The sequence below is a fragment of the Cupriavidus sp. GW821-FHT07C08 genome (genome assembly GCF_059419025.1).
Window position 1 is genome coordinate 25,641 of the sequence record NZ_JBWKQZ010000032.1, and the last position, 16,094, is coordinate 41,734.

Genomic DNA, 16,094 nt, shown 5'->3' on the forward strand with positions numbered 1-16,094 from the left:
AAGGTCAGTGATGGAAATGCGGTTGGGTAAGCAAGCAGGGCCTGGCCTATCCGAGCTGGCGGCCGCCGTCCACGACGATGGTGGTGCCAGTGGCAAAGCGCAGTGAGGTCGCGCAGGCAGCGATGGCATCGGCCACATCCTGTGCCTGGCCGACGCGCTTGAGCGGCGTCGACTTGGCGGCGCGCTCGTTGAAACCGCTGTCGCGTCCCGGCACGAAGGCGGTATCGACCACGCCCGGTGAAATGTTCAGCACGCGGATATGCGGCGCCAGCGCGCGCCCGAGCGACATCGCCATGACATCGAGCCCGGCCTTGGCAGCGCAGTACGCAACATTGCTGCCCTGCCCCGTACGGCCGGCGATAGACCCGACATTGACGACCAGCCCGTCGCCATTGGCGCGCAGGTGCGGCGCGAACGCACGGATCGCGGCAAACTGCCCGCGCCAGTTGACGGCAAACAGTTCATCGATCAGCGCATCGTCCAGGGCGTCGAGGTCGGCGTGCGGGATCGCCCGCGTAAAGCCCGCGGTGTTCACCAGGATATCGACGCGGCCGTAGTGATGGCTGACCTCGTCGGACAGCGCGCGCAGCGAGGCGCTGTCGGCAATCTCGGCCACGGCGGCAAGATGGTTGCCGGCCGGCAAGGCCGCCGCGGCACTGGCCGCCTTGTCGGCGTCGCGCCCGGTCAGCACGACGCTTGCGCCAAGGCGCGCCAGCGTTTCACCGGCGGCAAAGCCGATGGCGCCGGTGCCGCCGAGGATCACGGCCACCTTGCCGGAAAGAGAAGTAGCACTCATGGTTTCAATGTGGGAATGGGTCAGGGGAAGCCGATCCGGCGATCAGTCGATCGGCGGCTTCGGGAAGGTCTGCTCGCCGGGCTCGAGCGTGAAATCAAACGCCAGCGTGTAGAACGGTGCCGGCACATCGCCCCACGGGCTGGGGCCTTGGTGGTGCAGCCGGAGATCGCCAACCAGTTGCCGATGCACGCCGAAGGTGACATCGGATTCCAGCTTGTCCGGCGCGTCGGCAAACACCTGGGTGACGAGCGTCCGGTAGCCCGACGCCGCGACGATGAAATGGATATGCGCCGGCCGGTACGGATGGCGCTGCTGCTCGGCCAGTAGCGTGCCTACCGGGCCGTGGGTCGGCACCGGATAGCCGGCAGGCCGCACCGTGCGAAAGTGATAGCCGCCGCTTTCATCGGTATGGAAGCAGCCGCGCAGGTTGCGGTCGGGCTGGGTCGGATCCTGGTTGTCATACAGTCCCACCGGCGACGCCTGCCAGATCTCGACCAGCGCGCCTGGCAGCGGCGTGCCATCGGTCGCGCGCACGGTGCCGCTGACCAGCAGCGGCAAGCCAGGCGCGTCGTCCTGCACCACGCAGTCACCGCAGTCATAACGCGGCGCGTTGGCGCGATAGAACGGGCCGAGCAGCGCGCCGGGCGTGCGCCCGTCCCTGGTGCTGTTGTTCATGACGGTCACCAGCGTCGACAGCCCCAGCACGTCGGCAGCCAGGACAACCTCGTTATGTTTGGCATTGGTCGCATGGCCCAGGCTGGCGATATACCCCAGGGCAAGCTCGAATTCCTCGTCGGACAGCCGCACCTCGGACAGGAACCCGTGAAGGTGCCGCACCAGGGAATCCATGATGAAGCGCAGGCGGGGATTGGTGGTATTGGCCATGGCCGCCTGGACCACGCCTGTCACCGAGTGTTCGTCCTCGATCAGCGCCAGACGCTCGCCTTGTGGCGCCTGCCGCTCGCTGGAAGTTTCCATGTTTTGCCTCCTTTGCAAACGTTTGCATTATCGGCGGTTTCGACGGATGGTCAAGGTCGAAGTTGGTCACCGCCACGACTAGCAACGGCTGCGGTTCAACCAGAATCACAATCAAAACAAGGGAGTACGGAGGATTTTCGGGAGAAACCCTAGGTGCATGCAGAGGCGCAGAATGTGGCGCATAAGCCTGTCCGAGTCCCCTGCCGATGCGGCTCCCCAGCCCGTTCGCGCATGAATTTGTACCCGTCTGTATCACGCAGCTGCAACGATACGTGTTTCGACAGAGACACCCCTCACGCGCTACGGGCCAGATACATCGATCGCCTTAAATGCATTCCGTGGCCCGGCGGCGAACCTCAACAAAGCCAGTCCCTGCCGCGCAATACCGAACCCAAACCTTTAAGGAAGACGATCATGACTACCCACAACATCGCCAAGCGCTTTGTCTTCGCCATCGCCCTGGTTGCCGCCGCTGCCGGTGCGCAGGCCGCCGCACTGTCCCAGCCGGGCGCGCGAGACCCCTTCACCGACGGTGCCCGCTCCGTGCAAGAGGCACGCAGCCCGTACAGCGACGGCGCGCGTGCCGTCGACCCGTTCACGGACGGTGCGCGCAACGTTGATCCGTACTACGACGGCGCACGCACCCTGTCCGGCCTGGACCGCACCGGCGTGTCGGCGGACCCGGCGCGCAGTGTCGACCCCTATCTTGACGGCGCCTACGCCTGAACCCCAACTCTCTGAATGACCAAGGAACGCATCATGACCCGTATCGAAAAAGTGCTGTACACCGGCAAAGTCCACATCACCGCAGGTGGACGCGACGGCGAAGCCCACAGCGACGACGGCCGGCTGAACCTTCAACTGTCCTCGCCGGGCACCAAAGGCCCGGGCACGAACCCGGAGCAATTGCTCGCCGCGGGATGGTCGGCATGCTTTATCGGCGCGATCGGGCTGGCCGCCGGCAAGATGAAAGTGAAGCTGCCGGCCGAGCTTTCGGTCGACGCCGAAGTTGATCTGGGCACGGCTGGCGAGGCCTATTTGCTGCAGGCCCGGCTCAATGTCCACATCCCCGGCATCGAACCTGAAGTGGCCCAGGCATTGGTAGATACCGCGCACCGGACCTGCCCGTACTCGAAGGCCCTGCACGGCAGCATCCACGTCGAAACCAAGCTGGTCTGACGCACACCTGACCTGCCTGCGGCAACCAGGCAGGTCATCTTCCACAACCAAAGCGGACCCTCTGTCCGGCGCAGTCGCGTTCCATGCGACGTTCTAACGGTTGCGCGCGTAGAGACTCGGTGGCTGGCCGACGTGCCGGCTGAACGCGGTGCTGAAGGTACTTGCCGAGCCGTAGCCGACCCGTTCGGCAACTTCGGCGATCCCGAAGTCATGGCGACGGAGCAGGTCCTTCGCCACGGCCATGCGCCAGGCGATCAGGTATTCCATCGGCGGCATTCCCACGGCGCGCGTGAAGCGCTCAAAAAAGGTCGAGCGCGACAGCGCCGCCTTCTTTGCGAGTTGGGCCACCGTCCACGCGCGCGCGGGATCGGCGTGCATCTGCCGCATCGCTGACGCGAGTCGGGCATCGGCCAGGCCGCGCAGCAAGCCCGGGGGCGCATCCTCCCCCGACGTTGAGCGCAGCGCTTCGATCAGCAGCACCTCCACCAGGCGCGTGAGCACGAGCTCGCGGCCCGACCTCCGTTCACCCGATTCCTCGCCGACGAGCCGAACGATGGCCGAAAGCCGCTCGGCGCCGCGCACATGCACCAGCGCCGGCAACAGCGACACCAGCAATGCGGCATTGGACGAGTCGAAGACAAAGTAGCCGCCGAGCAGGCGCACATCGGGACGTCCACCGCGCCTGCCGTGACGGACTTCGCCCGTCGGCGCAGACGTCACCTTGGGGTCGATGCGCTCGGGCGCCACCGGCTCAAAACCCGACAAGGTGAAGCCCGGCGTTGCCGGCAGGAGCACGAAGTCGCCTGCCTCAAGCGTGATGGCATGGTGGCCGTCGACGGCGAGACGACAACTGCCCTCGAGCACGGCGCAGAAGCTTGGCTGGCCGAAGTCAGCGTAGCGAACGCCCCAGCGGCCGGCGCCGCTGATGGACTTGGAGAACACGGCACGCGGCTGCAGCAGCGAGATGACTTCTGACAGGGGATCGCTCATCACCGGACGATTGCAAATGAAATCTGGACTTTTCATTGTAGGCAGTCCGTCGCAGCCACGCTATCGTTGCCGGCATCCAATCCACCACCGAAACCCCCATGAAAACCGTGCTGATTACCGGCTGCTCCTCTGGCTATGGCCTTGAAACCGCGCGCCACTTCCACGCGCAGGGCTGGAACGTCATCGCCACCATGCGAACGCCGAACGAAGAACTCTTGCCCCGATCCCACCGGATCCGCGTGCTGGCGCTCGACGTGACGAAGCCGGACAGCATCGCCGCCGCGCTTGAAGCAAGCGGGCCCATCGACGTGCTCGTCAACAACGCGGGCATCGGCCTGTTTGGCGCCTTCGAGGCCACGCCGATGGCCACGACGCGCGAGGTGTTCGAGACCAACACCTTCGGCGTGATGGCGATGACCCAGGCGGTGCTGCCCCAGTTCCGTGCGCGCAGGTCGGGCGTGGTGGTGAACGTGACCTCAAGCACGACGCTGGCGCCGATGCCGATGGTGGCCATCTACACCGCGAGCAAGATGGCCATCGAAGGCTTCACCGCATCGCTCGCGTTCGAGCTCGAAGCGTTCAACGTGAGCGTGAAGCTGGTCGAGCCAGGCTACGGACCGACCACGCGCTTTACCAGCAACGGGGGGCCGCGCATGGAGGGCCTGATCCCCGAGGTATACGCGTCTTTCACGCAGCGCATCTTTGCTTCACTCTCGCAGCCGGCAGCGGTGACGACCGAGGCCGATGTGGCCGAAGCGGTTTGGCGTGCCGCCAACGACAGGTCCGGGCTGCTTCGGTTTCCGGCAGGTGCCGATGCGGTAGCGCTGGCTCAGTCGAGATAAGAGGCGAAGAGCGTCTCGCCGCACGAGGTATCGGAGCGCAATCGAATGGCCCGGAGGCTGGCAGATCCCGACACGCCCGAGGCATAATCGTGAAACTGGTTTCACCGAGACCCGAATCCTATGCCGCGCCCTGTTATCCGACCTGTGTCCGACCAGAAACCCGCAGAGAAACTCACCATCCAGGACGTTGCCGACTATGCGGGCGTCTCCAAGGCAACCGTATCGCGCTACCTGAACCGGGGCGGCGAGCAGTTGTCCGCGGACGTGGAGGCGCGCGTGGCCGCGGCCATCCGCGCGCTCGGCTATAGCCCCAGCCCGATGGCGCAGGGGCTCAAGCGCGGCAAGTCGCGCCTGATCGGGCTGGTGGTCGCGGATGTCTCCAATTCATTCTCGGTGGCTGTGCTGCGCGGCGTCGAGAAGGCCTGTCGCGACGCCGGCTATATGGTGATGCTGTTCAACCTCGGCAATGACGAGCAACTTGAGCGCGAAGCCATTCGCTCGCTGTCGGCCTACCGGGTCGAGGGCTTTATCCTGCACACGCTGGGCCACGATGCCGGCGCCCTGGCCGATGCGGCGCAGCTGGGCAAGCCAGTGGTACTGGTCGACCGCAAGGTCGGCGATGCCGAAGTCGACCTGGTGGCCCTGGACAACCAGACCGCCGTCCAGGAAGCCGCCGGCCACCTGGTCGAAGCCGGCTACCGGCACCTGCTGTTCATCAGCGAGCCGATCAAGGCCATCAGCTCGCGCAACGAGCGCGCGCGCGCGTTCCAGGCCTTTGTCGCCGAACACGCGGACACGGTTGGCGGGACCGTTTTTGAAGCCCAGCGGGGTGACGACGAGGCCCTGGATGAAGCGCTGCGCGCCCTGCGCCGTGGCGCCGGACAGGCACCCGTTGCCGTGCTGGCGGCCAACGCAGTGATCTCGCTGCGCGTGGCCGCATCAGCCGCCAGACTGGGGTGGCAACTTGGCGCCGACCTAGGGCTGATCGGTTTCGATGATCCGGAATGGGCGGCATTGGTTGGTCCTGGCCTCAGCGCCATTTCCCAGCCCACCGACGATATCGGGCGCGTCGCCACCAACTGCCTGATCGAGCGCCTGCAAGGCGCGCAACTGCCGCCGCGCCGGGTGCTGTTGCCCGGCACCCTGGTCACGCGCGGATCCACCCGCCGCGCCTGATTGCAGAGCCCTTCCCCGCCGGCGTCCGCCGTGCCCGCCTGATCCACGCCTGATCCACGCCTGCTCCCGCTTGGCACGGCCAGCGGGTGCCTGACGTGCCTGTTTCCGCATCCGCCAAACGCGGTTTCTGCCCGTAAGGGTTTCCACTGCTGGATCTCTGAAACCGGTTTCCTATAATTCTGAAACCGGTTTCAAGACGGTGCTTGCCAAACGCTGCGACGCCAGCGACACATTCCATAACCGTGCAGGAGACATTGATGAACGTCCAACGCTTGTTGCGCCGCGTAGCCGCGCCCGTGCTGACTCTGCTGGTCCTGACCAGCGCCGCTTTCACCGCCCAGGCGCAGACCGTCGCCGAGATCGTCAAGAAGGGCAAGGTCACCATCGGCGTGGTAACCGGTGCGCCGCCCTTCGGCACCACGGACGCCACCGGCAAACCCGCCGGCTATGACGTCGACGTGGCCAACCTGCTCGGCAAGTACCTGGGCGTTCCGGTCGATATCGTCCCGCTCACCTCGCCCAGCCGGATCCCGGCGCTGGAGGCCGGCAAGGTCGATTTCCTGGTCGCGACGCTGGCGCCGACGCCCGAACGCGCGCGGGCCATCATGTTCAGTGCGCCCTACAGCGCGTTCGAGCTGACGATCTTTGCTCCCACCGCTGCCAAGTACGCCAAGCTGACTGAACTCGGAAAGAAGAAGGTCGGCGTGACGCGCGGCACCACGCAGGACAGCGCGCTGACCCGCCTGGCCGTGCCCGGCATGAACATCGTCCGCTTCGAGGACGATGCCACCTGCGCGCAGGCCCTGATCAGCAACCAGGTCGAAGCCATTGCCCTGCCCAATACCACCGGCAACGAGATCATGAAGGCGCGCGGCGCCGGCAAGTTCGACGCCAAGTTCGCATTCTCGGTGCAGCCCAATTCGATGGCCGTGCGCCGCGACGCCTTCGAGCTGCGCCAGTGGCTCAACACCACCATCTCCTACGTCAAGCTCAATGGCGAACTCGATGCCATTGCGCAGAAGTGGACCGGCAAGGCGCTGCCCACGCTGCAAGCGTTCTGATCCAGGCCGTCTGAGGTTGCGCGCCGGCGCCAGCCGGCGCGCCAGGAGACCCACATGAACTACCAATTCGAATGGACCCCGGTGCTGTCGCAGCTGGATCGCTTCGCGGAAGGTGCGGCGATGACGCTGGCGCTCAGCTTCGGCTCGATCCTGCTTGGCACCGTGGTCGGCACCGCCGGCGCCATTGCTGCCGCATTCGGCGGTCCGTGGCTGCAGCGTGCCACCAGGGCCTACGTCGAGGCGATCCGCAATACGCCCTTCCTGATCCAGCTCTTCATCATCTTCTTCGGCTTGCCCACCGTGGGCCTGCAGATCGATGCCGTCACCGCCGCGGTGATTGCCATGACCGTAAACCTCGGCGCCTACTCGACGGAAATCATCCGAGCCGGCCTGCAGGCGGTGCACCGCTCGCAACTCGAGGCCGCCGCAGCGCTGGGCATGACACGTTGGCAGCTGATCCGCCACGTCGCCCTGGTGCCGGCCTTCGAGAAGGTCTATCCAGCCCTGACCAGCCAGTTCACGCTGATGATGCTGACCTCGAGCGTGGTGTCGACGATCTCGGTGGAAGAGCTGACGGCGGTCGCCAGCCAGGTCGATTCGCAGACCTTCCGCACCTTCGAGAGCTACATCCTGGTCATGTTCGTCTATATCGGCCTGGCACTGCTGCTGCGCGCCATGTTCGCCCTGATCGGCAACCTGGTGTTCAAGCGGCGCCGCGTGGTGGCGCGCGCACGAAAGCTGGCCCGCACAGCCCGCGTCGTGCCGCTGGCGCAAACGGATCTGACGGCAGCGGTTGCAGGGAGCGCGAAATGATCACCGAGTTCTCCTGGAATCATCTTGAAATCCTGCTGCTGGCGGCACGCTGGACGCTGTGGGTGACCCTGCTTGCCTTCGTCGGCGGCACGCTGGCCGGGTTCCTGGTGGCGCTGGCACGCACCTCCAGAAGCCCGCTGCTGCGCCTCGCCAGCACGGCCTATATCCAGGTCGTGCAAGGGACGCCGGTGCTGATCGTGCTGTTCCTGAGCTACTACGGACTCTCCGTTCTCGGACTCAAGCTGTCGCCGATGGTCGCGGCCATGCTGGCGATGTCGATCTACGCCAGCGCCTACCTTGGCGAGATCTGGCGCGGCTGCATCGAGGCCGTACCGCAAGGACAGTGGGAAGCCAGCGAAGCGCTCGCCCTCACCCGCTGGCAGCAGCTGCGCCACGTGGTGCTGCCGCAGGCCGTGCGGCTGGCCTTGCCGCCCACGGTGGGGTTCTCGGTCCAGCTGGTGAAGAACACTTCGATCACTTCCATCATCGGCGTCATCGAACTGACCCGCGCCGGCCAGCTGATCAACAACGCGACCTTCCAGCCCTTCGCGGTCTTCGTCGTCGTCGCACTTATCTACTTCGCGCTCTGCTTCCCGCTGTCGGCGGCAGCCCGGCGCATGGAAAGGAGGCTCCATGTCAATCGTTGAAGCACAAGGCGTGCACAAGTCTTATGGCGCCGTCGAAGTCCTGAAGGGCGTTTCGTTTGCGATCGAGCCGGGCCAGGTGGTCGCCATCATCGGCCGCAGTGGCTCCGGCAAGAGCACCATGCTGCGATGCCTGAATGGCCTGGAGACGATCAACGCCGGCAATATCACCGTCGCCGGGCACAAGCTGGATCACGACCGCAAGCGCTTGCTCGACCTGCGCCGCGACGTGGGCATGGTGTTCCAGAGCTACAACCTGTTTCCGCACCTGACCGTGGGCGAGAACATCGCGTTGGCACCGTCCATCGTGAAGAAGATGGCCGCAAGCAAGATCGACGGCATCGTCGACCAGGTGCTGACCCAGGTCGGCCTGCTCGACAAGAAGGACTGCTACCCCGAGCAGCTCTCGGGCGGCCAGCAGCAGCGCGTGGCCATTGCCCGTTCGCTGGCGATGGAGCCCAAGGTGATGCTGTTCGACGAGGTCACCTCCGCGCTCGATCCCGAGCTGACGGCGGAAGTGCTTCGGGTCATGGAGAACCTGGCCGCCTCCGGCATGACCATGGTGCTGGTCACGCATGAGATGGAGTTCGCGCGCCGCATGGCGCATACCACCATCTTCATGCACCAGGGCAAGGTGCACGAGGCGGGCCCGTCGAAGGCGCTGTTCGCGCAGCCGCGGACACCGGAACTGCAGCAATTCCTCAGCGCGGGAGCCCTGAAATGAGCCAGTGGCAAGCAGATGGTGCTTCGCGCCCGCCGGTGCTGATCTCGCTGACGGCCTATGGCGCCGACCTCGCCCTGCGCGACGGACAGGCCGCGCTCGCGCGGATTGCCGCGGCAGCCGGCGCGGACGGCGTGGAATTCCGCGGCGAACTCCAGCGTGGGCACAAGGAGGAAGTCATTGAACAGCGCGAGGTCGCCCAGCAGCACGGGCTGAGCGTGGTCTGGTCCAGCCCGGAAGGCCTGTGGAATGACGCAGGCAGCCTCGATGCCGCCGCGCTCGACCGCGCCTTCACCACCGCGCTTTCGCTCGGTGCGACCCGGGTCAAGATGTCGCTTGGCGGCTATCGGGAGGGCACGGCGCTGGAAGCGCTGCTTCCCTGGCTGCGGCACGATGGCATCGAACTCGTCGTGGAAAACGACCAGACCGCCCAGGCCGGCACCGTACCGCCGCTGCGCGACTTCTTCACGCGTATCGCGGCGCTCGGCGAGAGCGTGCCGATGACCTTCGACATGGGCAACTGGCACTGGACCGGCGAAGACCCGCTCGACGCCGCGCAGGTCTTCGGCGCCGGCGTCGGCTACGTGCACTGCAAAGGCGTGCAGCGCACGCCCGCCAAATGGATCGCGGTGCCGCTTGACCAGTCGGCGGCACCCTGGCGCAGCGTCTTGCGCCGCCTGCCCACGCACGTTGCGCGTGCGATCGAATTCCCGCTGCAAGGCGAAGACCTGGTGCAGGTCACGCGCCATCATGTCGAACTGCTGCGTTCGGTGGAGATTCCCGCATGAGCACCGATCTTGACGTAGTCACCCTGGGCGAGGCGATGCTGATGCTGGTCGCCGGCGAAGCCGGGCCGCTCGAAGGCGCGCAGACCTTCCACAAGCGCACCGCCGGTGCCGAGACCAACGTGGCCATCGGCCTATCGCGCCTGGGCCTGAAGGTTGGCTGGGCCAGCCGGCTGGGCGACGACTCGATGGCGCGCTACCTGCTCGGTGAAATGCAGCGCGAAGGCGTGGATTGCAGCCAGGTGGTGTGCGAGCCCGGCGAGCGCACCGGCTTCCAGTTCAAGGGCCGGGTCGACGACGGCAGCGAACCGCCCGTCGAATACCACCGCCGTGGCTCGGCGGCGAGCCGCATGAACCCGGAGCACCTGGATGGCAGGTGGCTGCGGCGCTCGCGGCATCTGCACGTCACCGGCGTGTTCCCCGCGCTGGCCGCAGGCACGCAGGCTGCCACGCGCCAGGCCATCGCCACCATGCAGGCCGCCGGCCGCACGATCTCGTTCGATCCCAACCTGCGGCCCACGCTGTGGGCCTCGCCCGAGCTGATGCGGGACACGCTGAACGACCTGGCGCAGCAGTGCGACTGGGTGCTGCCCGGCATCGAAGAAGGCCGCTTCCTCACCGGGCATGCCGAGCCGGAGCGCATTGCCGCCTTCTACCGTGCCCGCGGCGCCAGGCTGGTGGTGGTGAAGCTGGGTGCCGACGGCGCCTACTTCGATGGCGAAGGCGGCACCGGCCATGTCGAGGCATTCAGCGTCGAGCATGTTGTCGATACCGTTGGCGCCGGCGATGGCTTTGCCGTCGGCGTGATCAGCGCGCTGCTGGAGGGCCGGCCAGTGCGCGACGCCGTCCGGCGCGGCGCCTGGATCGGCGCGCGGGCGGTGCAGGTGCGGGGCGATACCGAAGGCCTGCCGACCCATGCCCAACTGGCGGCCGCCAGTTTGTGAAGCCCCAGCAAGGATTACCCATGCGCAAGAATGTTCTAGTGTTCCGCCCGGTTCCTGATGACCTGCTCGCCAGGATCGAGTCGGAACACGATGTGATCGTGGCCGACCCGCGCCAGCCGGCACAACGGCCGGCCTTCCGCGCCGCGCTGGCCAACGCCCATGGCCTGATCGGCTCCAGCGTGAAGCTCGGCGCCGTGGAACTGGCCGACGCCAGCCGGCTGGAGGTGATCTCGAGTATTTCGGTCGGAGTCGACAACTACGACCTTCCCTGCCTGCACCGGCGCGGCATCACCCTGTGCCATACGCCCGGCGTACTCACCGAGACCACCGCCGACACCGTCTTCGCGCTCATCATGGCCACCAGCCGCCGCCTGGTCGAGCTGGCGGCCCATGTGAGCGAAGGCCGCTGGACCGCCAATATCGGTGAAAGCCTGTTCGGCTGGGACGTCCACGGCAAGACCCTGGCGATCCTGGGCTTCGGGCGCATCGGCCAGGCCGTGGCGCGACGCGCGGCGCTCGGCTTCGGCATGGAGGTGCTCTACGTCAACGAGACCGCAGCGGAACCGCCTGACCTGGTGGGACGCGCCACCCGGACGGAACTCGACGATGCCTTGCGCAGGGCCGATATCGTCGCCGTCACGCTGCCCCTGACCGACAGCACGCGTGGCCTGTTGGGCCGGCGCGAGTTCGCGCTGATGAAGCCCGGCGCCATCTTTGTCAACGGCGCCCGCGGCCAGATCGTGCAGGAAGACGCGCTGCTCGCGGCGCTTGAAAGCGGCCACCTGCGCGCGGCCGGGCTGGACGTCTTCGCCACCGAGCCGCTGCCTCAGGATTCACCGCTGCGCAGCCATCCCAGGGTGACAGCCCTGCCCCATATCGGCTCGGCCACGCATGAGACCCGGCGCGCCATGGCCGAACTTGCCACGCGCAACCTGCTGGACGCGCTCGCCGGGCGGCAACCCGCTGCGCGCTTCGACCTGGCGGCCTTTGCCGTCCAGGCAGCCGCCTGATTTTCCCCGCAAGGACACCCCGCAATGCCCGGTTCCATTCCCACGCTGTGCGGCTCGATCATGGGCGAGCCCTTCACCTTCAATGTGCGCATCCACAATGCCGCCTACCGGGCGCTCGGTATCGACTACACCTTTGTCTGTTTCGGGGTGCAGGACGTGCCCGGCGCGGTGCAATCGATCCGCTCGCTCGGCGTGCGCGGCATGAATGTCTCGATGCCGCACAAGCAGGCCGTGATCGCGCACCTCGACCATCTCGACGAGACCGCCCGCGCCATCGGCGCGGTCAACACCATCAACAATATCGATGGCGTGCTGACCGGCTACAACACCGACTGCATCGGCGCCGTGCGGGCGTTCCAGGAGGTGACGGAAGTGGCCGGCAAGCGCATTGCGCTGCTGGGCGCGGGCGGCGCGGCGCGGGCGATGGCTTATGGCTTGCGCCAGTCCGGCGCCAGCGTGACCGTGTTCAACCGCACGGCGGCGCGCGGCGAGGAACTGGCCGCCTCGCTTGGCCTGCGCTTTGGCGGCGGCTTGACGGACTTCCGCGCGGCGGACTTCGACATGCTCGCCAACGCGACCGCCGCCGGCTTTCGCGCACCCGATGTCAACCCCGTCGCTGGGCAGCTCGCCGCACATCTGATCGTCATGGACGCTGCCTTCATCCCGGTCAGGAGCAAGCTGATCCGGGATGCTGCCGCGCTTGGCTGCCGCACCATCGACGGCACGCGCATGATGCTGCACCAGGCGTGCGCCCAGGTCGAGTTCTACACCGGCTGCGCACGCGCGCCGATCGAGGCGATGGAGACCGCGTTGCTTGAGGAGATTGCGCGCCTGTCTTGAGCCGCCCTTGGCCCTTCTGGATCGATGCGGACGCACTGCCTCACTTGCTGAGGTTGGTCTTCGCCACGAGTGCCTTCATCACCGCGTTGTCTGCCGCGATCATCGCCTTGAACGTCGCCGCGTCGGCATAGGCAATGCCCAGGTTCTGCCGGCGCAGCGCTGCCACGAACACAGGATCCGCCACCGCTTTGCGGCTGGCGGCCGCAAGGGTTTCGAGCACTTCGGGTGGCGTGCCTTTGGGCGCGGCCAGCCCGCGCCATGTGCCGATCGAGAGGTCGATACCGCGCTCACGCAGCGTCGGAACGCTCTCGAAACCCCTGACACGCTGCTCGGACATCACCGCGAGCGTCTTCACCTTGCCTGCGGCCACATAGGCCGATACCTCGGCGGGACTGACGGCCACCGCGTCGATGTGCCCGCCCATCAACGCCACCAGGGCCGGCGCGGCACCGGAGAACGGCACATGATTGAACCTGACGTGCGCCTTGTCCTCCAGCGCCGTCGCCGCCAGGTGCCAGATCGAGCCCGGGCCGGAATTCCCGACCTGCACCTCCCCCGGGCGCGCCGCGGCGAATGCCAGGAACGCCTCGATGGTGTTCCAGCGCGCGTCGGCCTTGACCGTGATGGCGGACGGATCGGCATTCAGGCGCGCGATCGGCACCAGCTCGGCGGCGTCGAGGGTGGTCGGCCCGAGATGCGGGACGATCACGGCTTCGGCGATGATGATGCCGAGCTTGTAGCCATCGGGCTTGGCGCGGGCCACATCCGTCATGCCGATGGCGCCGCTGGCCCCTGGCTTGTTCACCACGGTCAGCGGCTGCGGCAGATACTTTCGCATGGCTTCGCTGAAGGCCCGCGCAACCGTGTCAGTACCACCGCCCGCCGCGCTCGGCACCACGAGTTCGACAGGATGATCCGGGTAGGGCGCCGCGCGCGTCTGGCCGACGACGGCAAGTGAGGCCAGCAGGGCGGCCATGTGAAACAGCTTGCGGGGCGATCGCATCTATGGCTCTCAATTCAGGGGGGTCGGAGAAGTTGATTCCGTTGGGGGAAGCCTCGGACACACGACGTGAAAGACCATCGCATCCCGGATATGGGTTCTTGTCCGAGAGCGCGGATTTTGCCGAAGCCGTTGGAAGGGACGGGTTGGTATGCATCGGGCCTACCGCGGCTTCGATCCGGCGCATGGGCGACAAGGTCAGCGCCAAACGCGCCATGATCGAAGCCGGTGTCCCCGGCGTTCCGCGCTCCGAGGGCGCACTGGCAGATTCTACGCCAGCCCCCTGGCCGAAGAGACCTACTCGCTGCTCGACCGCACAGTCGAAGCCGGCGAGAGAGTGGGTGGCTTACCTCCGTGTCGGTTTAGTGCGGTGAACGCAGGAGAGCGCGGCGTGCCAGGCTCGCAGCTTGCCGACAGCGGTACGCTGGTTGGCTAACGGGCGGACTCCTTCCTTGCCGCACGCGTGCGAGCGGCCTTGCGGGCCGCTTCGGAGCGACCGGCAGCTCCCTTGGTGCTGGCGGCCTTCTTCGCGGCAGCCGAGCGATCGGTCGCCGTGCGCTTGCTTGCCGCGCTCTTCGCCTGGGCAGACAGCGCCTTGGGAGAAGCACCGGCGGTGCTCTCGCGCTTGAGTGCCTTGAGCGCAGCCTGGGACCGCTTGGCCGTGCTTTCTGAACTCGCCCGTCGCGGTGCGGCCTTGGCGGCAGCAGCCTTGGTTTCCGCCTTGGTCGCGCCCTTCTTTGGCGGCACGTCGACGCCAGCGCGGCGTGCCTCCGACAAACCGATCGCTATGGCCTGCTTGGCCGAGCGCACGCCGTGCTTACCCTTTCGCACGGCTTCGATCTCGTCACGAACGAAATGGCCGGCCTGGGTGGTCGGCGACTTGCCTGCTCTCTTGTCTGCCCTGGCTTGGGCTATGCTCGATGCCCTTGGCATGGTCGTCTCCATGACGGCCGCGGTCATCCGGCACGGGCCATGGCAGATGCAATGTCCGCGGCGCTGTTCAGGGCCCGCCATCTGCCGGCGGGTTAAAAAAATCCCTCGCAAATGTCGTTCCAGGCGTGCAACGGGCGCGCCACTGCCACTCATAGAGGCGACGGTTGTACTGCCGCGTGCGAAATCTGCACACCTTGGGCCAAATCTACCCTGCGAGACGCGGTCTACACCAGGCAACGCGGCGCCTGGAATTCGATTACGTCCTTGATGACATCGCGCATCTCCGTGATCAGCAGGCGCGCGTCGTCGCGACGCCATTGCACGACATAGTGCAGCGGTTCCAGCGCGCCGCCCTTCTTCAGGATCTGCAACACCCCGCGCGCTTCCAGCGCTTCGGCCCACTGCCTTGGCATGAAGGCGAAACCCAGCCCCTCCGCCACCATGCCGACCACGGCGCCCCAGCTGTTGCACACCAGGCGACGGTTGACCGCCATGCCACGGGTGGCCAGCCACTGGTCGAGCACCCGGGTGCCGCCCGCGCCGACCGGCAGGGACAGCAGCAATTGCTCCGCCATCAGCCGCCGCGGATCGTCGGTGCCGGTCTGGTCGATAAAAGACTCGCTCGCGACCCAGACAAAGTCGACCTGCGCGATCCGCTCCGACGCGAGGCTGCTGCGCGATGACGGCCCGGCGATCACCGCGAGGTCGAGTTCGCCATCTTCCAGGCGCTGCTCCAGCACCTGACCGATATCGACGTAGGGCTCGAGCTGAAGCTCGGGGTGCCGGATGGCCGTCTGCCGTACCAGCCGGGGCAGCCAGGTCAGGCCGCTCAGTTCGCCCAGGCCCACGCAGCAACGGCCTTGCAGGCCACGGCTCTGCCCCGCTGACTGCTGCAACTCGGCCGCGACCCGCAGCAGTTCGCGGATACGCGGCAGCATCTGCTCGCCCTGCGCCGTCAGCTCGGCGCGGCGGCCACTTCGGTCGAACAGCTGCACGCCGAGGGAGGTTTCAAGCTCGGCCACCCGCTTGGACAGCGAAGACACGGACAGGTGGCAGCGGTCGGCGGCTACCGAGAAGTTGAGGCAGGTCGCGGCCCAGTAGAAGGCTTCCAGTTGCTTGAGGGTCATGGGATCCGCGCCGCGGGCGGCGATTGTCGGTTTCCTAAAAGCGAAATTATAGCTTCGTTATTTTTCGCTTTTATCGATTCCTTGCGGTTGCTAGATTGAAGCCTCGTCGTCGCCTTGGCCCCCTATCGATCATGTCAGCTCTTCATGCCCCTGCTGCAGAAAACGCCGCTGACCGCGCCACAGATGCCGTCGGCGCCGCTTCCGCGCCGCGCGTGACGACTGCAAGCGCAAGCGGCGCAGGTACCTTGCGCAGCC

Annotated in this window: 18 protein-coding genes and 1 pseudogene; 13 read left to right on the forward strand and 6 right to left on the reverse strand. The window is 66.6% G+C overall.

Annotated features, from left to right (window positions below; translation table 11 throughout):
* Positions 1-46 precede the first annotated feature (46 nt).
* Both AC07UK_RS30750 and AC07UK_RS30755 read right to left on the reverse strand, forming a co-directional pair.
* Positions 47-796, reverse strand: a complete 750-nt coding sequence (locus tag AC07UK_RS30750; protein ID WP_436225159.1) for an SDR family NAD(P)-dependent oxidoreductase — start codon at positions 794-796, stop codon at positions 47-49.
* A gap of 42 nt (positions 797-838) precedes the next feature.
* Positions 839-1,774, reverse strand: coding sequence for a dioxygenase family protein (locus tag AC07UK_RS30755; RefSeq protein ID WP_494687135.1), 936 nt, complete (start codon positions 1,772-1,774; stop codon positions 839-841).
* Positions 1,775-2,188: 414 nt separating this feature from the next.
* On the opposite strand from AC07UK_RS30755, the gene AC07UK_RS30760 reads away from it, so the two are divergent.
* Together AC07UK_RS30760 and AC07UK_RS30765 are read left to right on the forward strand one after the other, a co-directional pair.
* A complete protein-coding gene (locus tag AC07UK_RS30760; protein WP_010810276.1) occupies positions 2,189-2,500 on the forward strand; it encodes a hypothetical protein in 312 nt (103 codons plus the stop codon).
* A 33-nt stretch (positions 2,501-2,533) separates the two neighbouring features.
* A complete protein-coding gene (locus AC07UK_RS30765) occupies positions 2,534-2,953 on the forward strand; it encodes an organic hydroperoxide resistance protein (protein ID WP_494687136.1) in 420 nt (139 codons plus the stop codon).
* A 93-nt stretch (positions 2,954-3,046) separates the two neighbouring features.
* Here the strand turns inward: AC07UK_RS30765 and AC07UK_RS30770 are convergent, their stop codons facing one another.
* Complete coding sequence (locus AC07UK_RS30770) at positions 3,047-3,943, reverse strand: AraC family transcriptional regulator (RefSeq protein WP_494687137.1); 897 nt, start codon at positions 3,941-3,943, stop codon at positions 3,047-3,049.
* 98 nt (positions 3,944-4,041) lie between these two features.
* Between AC07UK_RS30770 and AC07UK_RS30775 the strand changes: the two genes are divergently transcribed.
* The 10 genes from AC07UK_RS30775 to AC07UK_RS30820 all read left to right on the forward strand — a co-directional run bounded on the left by AC07UK_RS30775 (position 4,042) and on the right by AC07UK_RS30820 (position 12,779).
* Positions 4,042-4,785 (forward strand): SDR family oxidoreductase, encoded by a 744-nt coding sequence (locus AC07UK_RS30775; protein WP_494687138.1) that lies wholly within the window; start codon positions 4,042-4,044, stop codon positions 4,783-4,785.
* A 120-nt stretch (positions 4,786-4,905) separates the two neighbouring features.
* The gene (locus tag AC07UK_RS30780) at positions 4,906-5,961 is read left to right on the forward strand and encodes a LacI family DNA-binding transcriptional regulator (protein ID WP_494687139.1); all 1,056 of its coding nucleotides are present in this window, start codon (positions 4,906-4,908) and stop codon (positions 5,959-5,961) included.
* A gap of 257 nt (positions 5,962-6,218) precedes the next feature.
* Positions 6,219-7,022, forward strand: a complete 804-nt coding sequence (locus tag AC07UK_RS30785) for a transporter substrate-binding domain-containing protein (RefSeq protein WP_494687140.1) — start codon at positions 6,219-6,221, stop codon at positions 7,020-7,022.
* 54 nt (positions 7,023-7,076) lie between these two features.
* Positions 7,077-7,835: an amino acid ABC transporter permease gene (locus AC07UK_RS30790; protein WP_436225152.1), complete on the forward strand. Its 759-nt coding sequence runs from the start codon at positions 7,077-7,079 to the stop codon at positions 7,833-7,835.
* Entirely contained in the window at positions 7,832-8,482 is a 651-nt protein-coding gene (locus tag AC07UK_RS30795; protein ID WP_494687141.1) for an amino acid ABC transporter permease, read from the forward strand. Before AC07UK_RS30790 ends, AC07UK_RS30795 begins: the two co-directional genes overlap by 4 nt.
* Complete coding sequence (locus AC07UK_RS30800; protein ID WP_316156969.1) at positions 8,469-9,203, forward strand: amino acid ABC transporter ATP-binding protein; 735 nt, start codon at positions 8,469-8,471, stop codon at positions 9,201-9,203. The genes AC07UK_RS30795 and AC07UK_RS30800 overlap by 14 nt, the downstream gene beginning before the upstream one ends.
* Positions 9,200-9,988 carry a sugar phosphate isomerase/epimerase family protein gene (locus AC07UK_RS30805; RefSeq protein WP_494687142.1) on the forward strand — a complete coding sequence of 263 codons (789 nt, stop codon included), beginning with the start codon at positions 9,200-9,202 and terminating at the stop codon, positions 9,986-9,988. The genes AC07UK_RS30800 and AC07UK_RS30805 overlap by 4 nt, the downstream gene beginning before the upstream one ends.
* Complete coding sequence (locus tag AC07UK_RS30810; RefSeq protein WP_494687143.1) at positions 9,985-10,929, forward strand: sugar kinase; 945 nt, start codon at positions 9,985-9,987, stop codon at positions 10,927-10,929. The genes AC07UK_RS30805 and AC07UK_RS30810 overlap by 4 nt, the downstream gene beginning before the upstream one ends.
* A gap of 20 nt (positions 10,930-10,949) precedes the next feature.
* On the forward strand, positions 10,950-11,939 hold the full coding sequence (locus AC07UK_RS30815; RefSeq protein ID WP_494687144.1) for a 2-hydroxyacid dehydrogenase: 990 nt from the start codon (positions 10,950-10,952) through the stop codon (positions 11,937-11,939).
* Between the two features lie 24 nt (positions 11,940-11,963).
* Positions 11,964-12,779 (forward strand): shikimate dehydrogenase family protein, encoded by an 816-nt coding sequence (locus tag AC07UK_RS30820; RefSeq protein WP_494687145.1) that lies wholly within the window; start codon positions 11,964-11,966, stop codon positions 12,777-12,779.
* A gap of 40 nt (positions 12,780-12,819) precedes the next feature.
* On the opposite strand, the gene AC07UK_RS30825 is transcribed toward AC07UK_RS30820, so the two are convergent.
* Positions 12,820-13,782: a Bug family tripartite tricarboxylate transporter substrate binding protein gene (locus AC07UK_RS30825; protein WP_494687146.1), complete on the reverse strand. Its 963-nt coding sequence runs from the start codon at positions 13,780-13,782 to the stop codon at positions 12,820-12,822.
* A gap of 77 nt (positions 13,783-13,859) precedes the next feature.
* Here AC07UK_RS30825 and AC07UK_RS30830 point away from each other — a divergent pair.
* Positions 13,860-14,048, forward strand: a pseudogene (locus AC07UK_RS30830) (biotin carboxylase N-terminal domain-containing protein); the annotation flags it as partial.
* A 163-nt stretch (positions 14,049-14,211) separates the two neighbouring features.
* Here AC07UK_RS30830 and AC07UK_RS30835 read toward each other — a convergent pair.
* Positions 14,212-14,712 carry a DUF6496 domain-containing protein gene (locus AC07UK_RS30835; protein ID WP_494687147.1) on the reverse strand — a complete coding sequence of 167 codons (501 nt, stop codon included), beginning with the start codon at positions 14,710-14,712 and terminating at the stop codon, positions 14,212-14,214.
* A gap of 224 nt (positions 14,713-14,936) precedes the next feature.
* Positions 14,937-15,839, reverse strand: coding sequence for a LysR family transcriptional regulator (locus tag AC07UK_RS30840; RefSeq protein WP_494687148.1), 903 nt, complete (start codon positions 15,837-15,839; stop codon positions 14,937-14,939).
* Between the last annotated feature and the right edge of the window lie 255 nt (positions 15,840-16,094).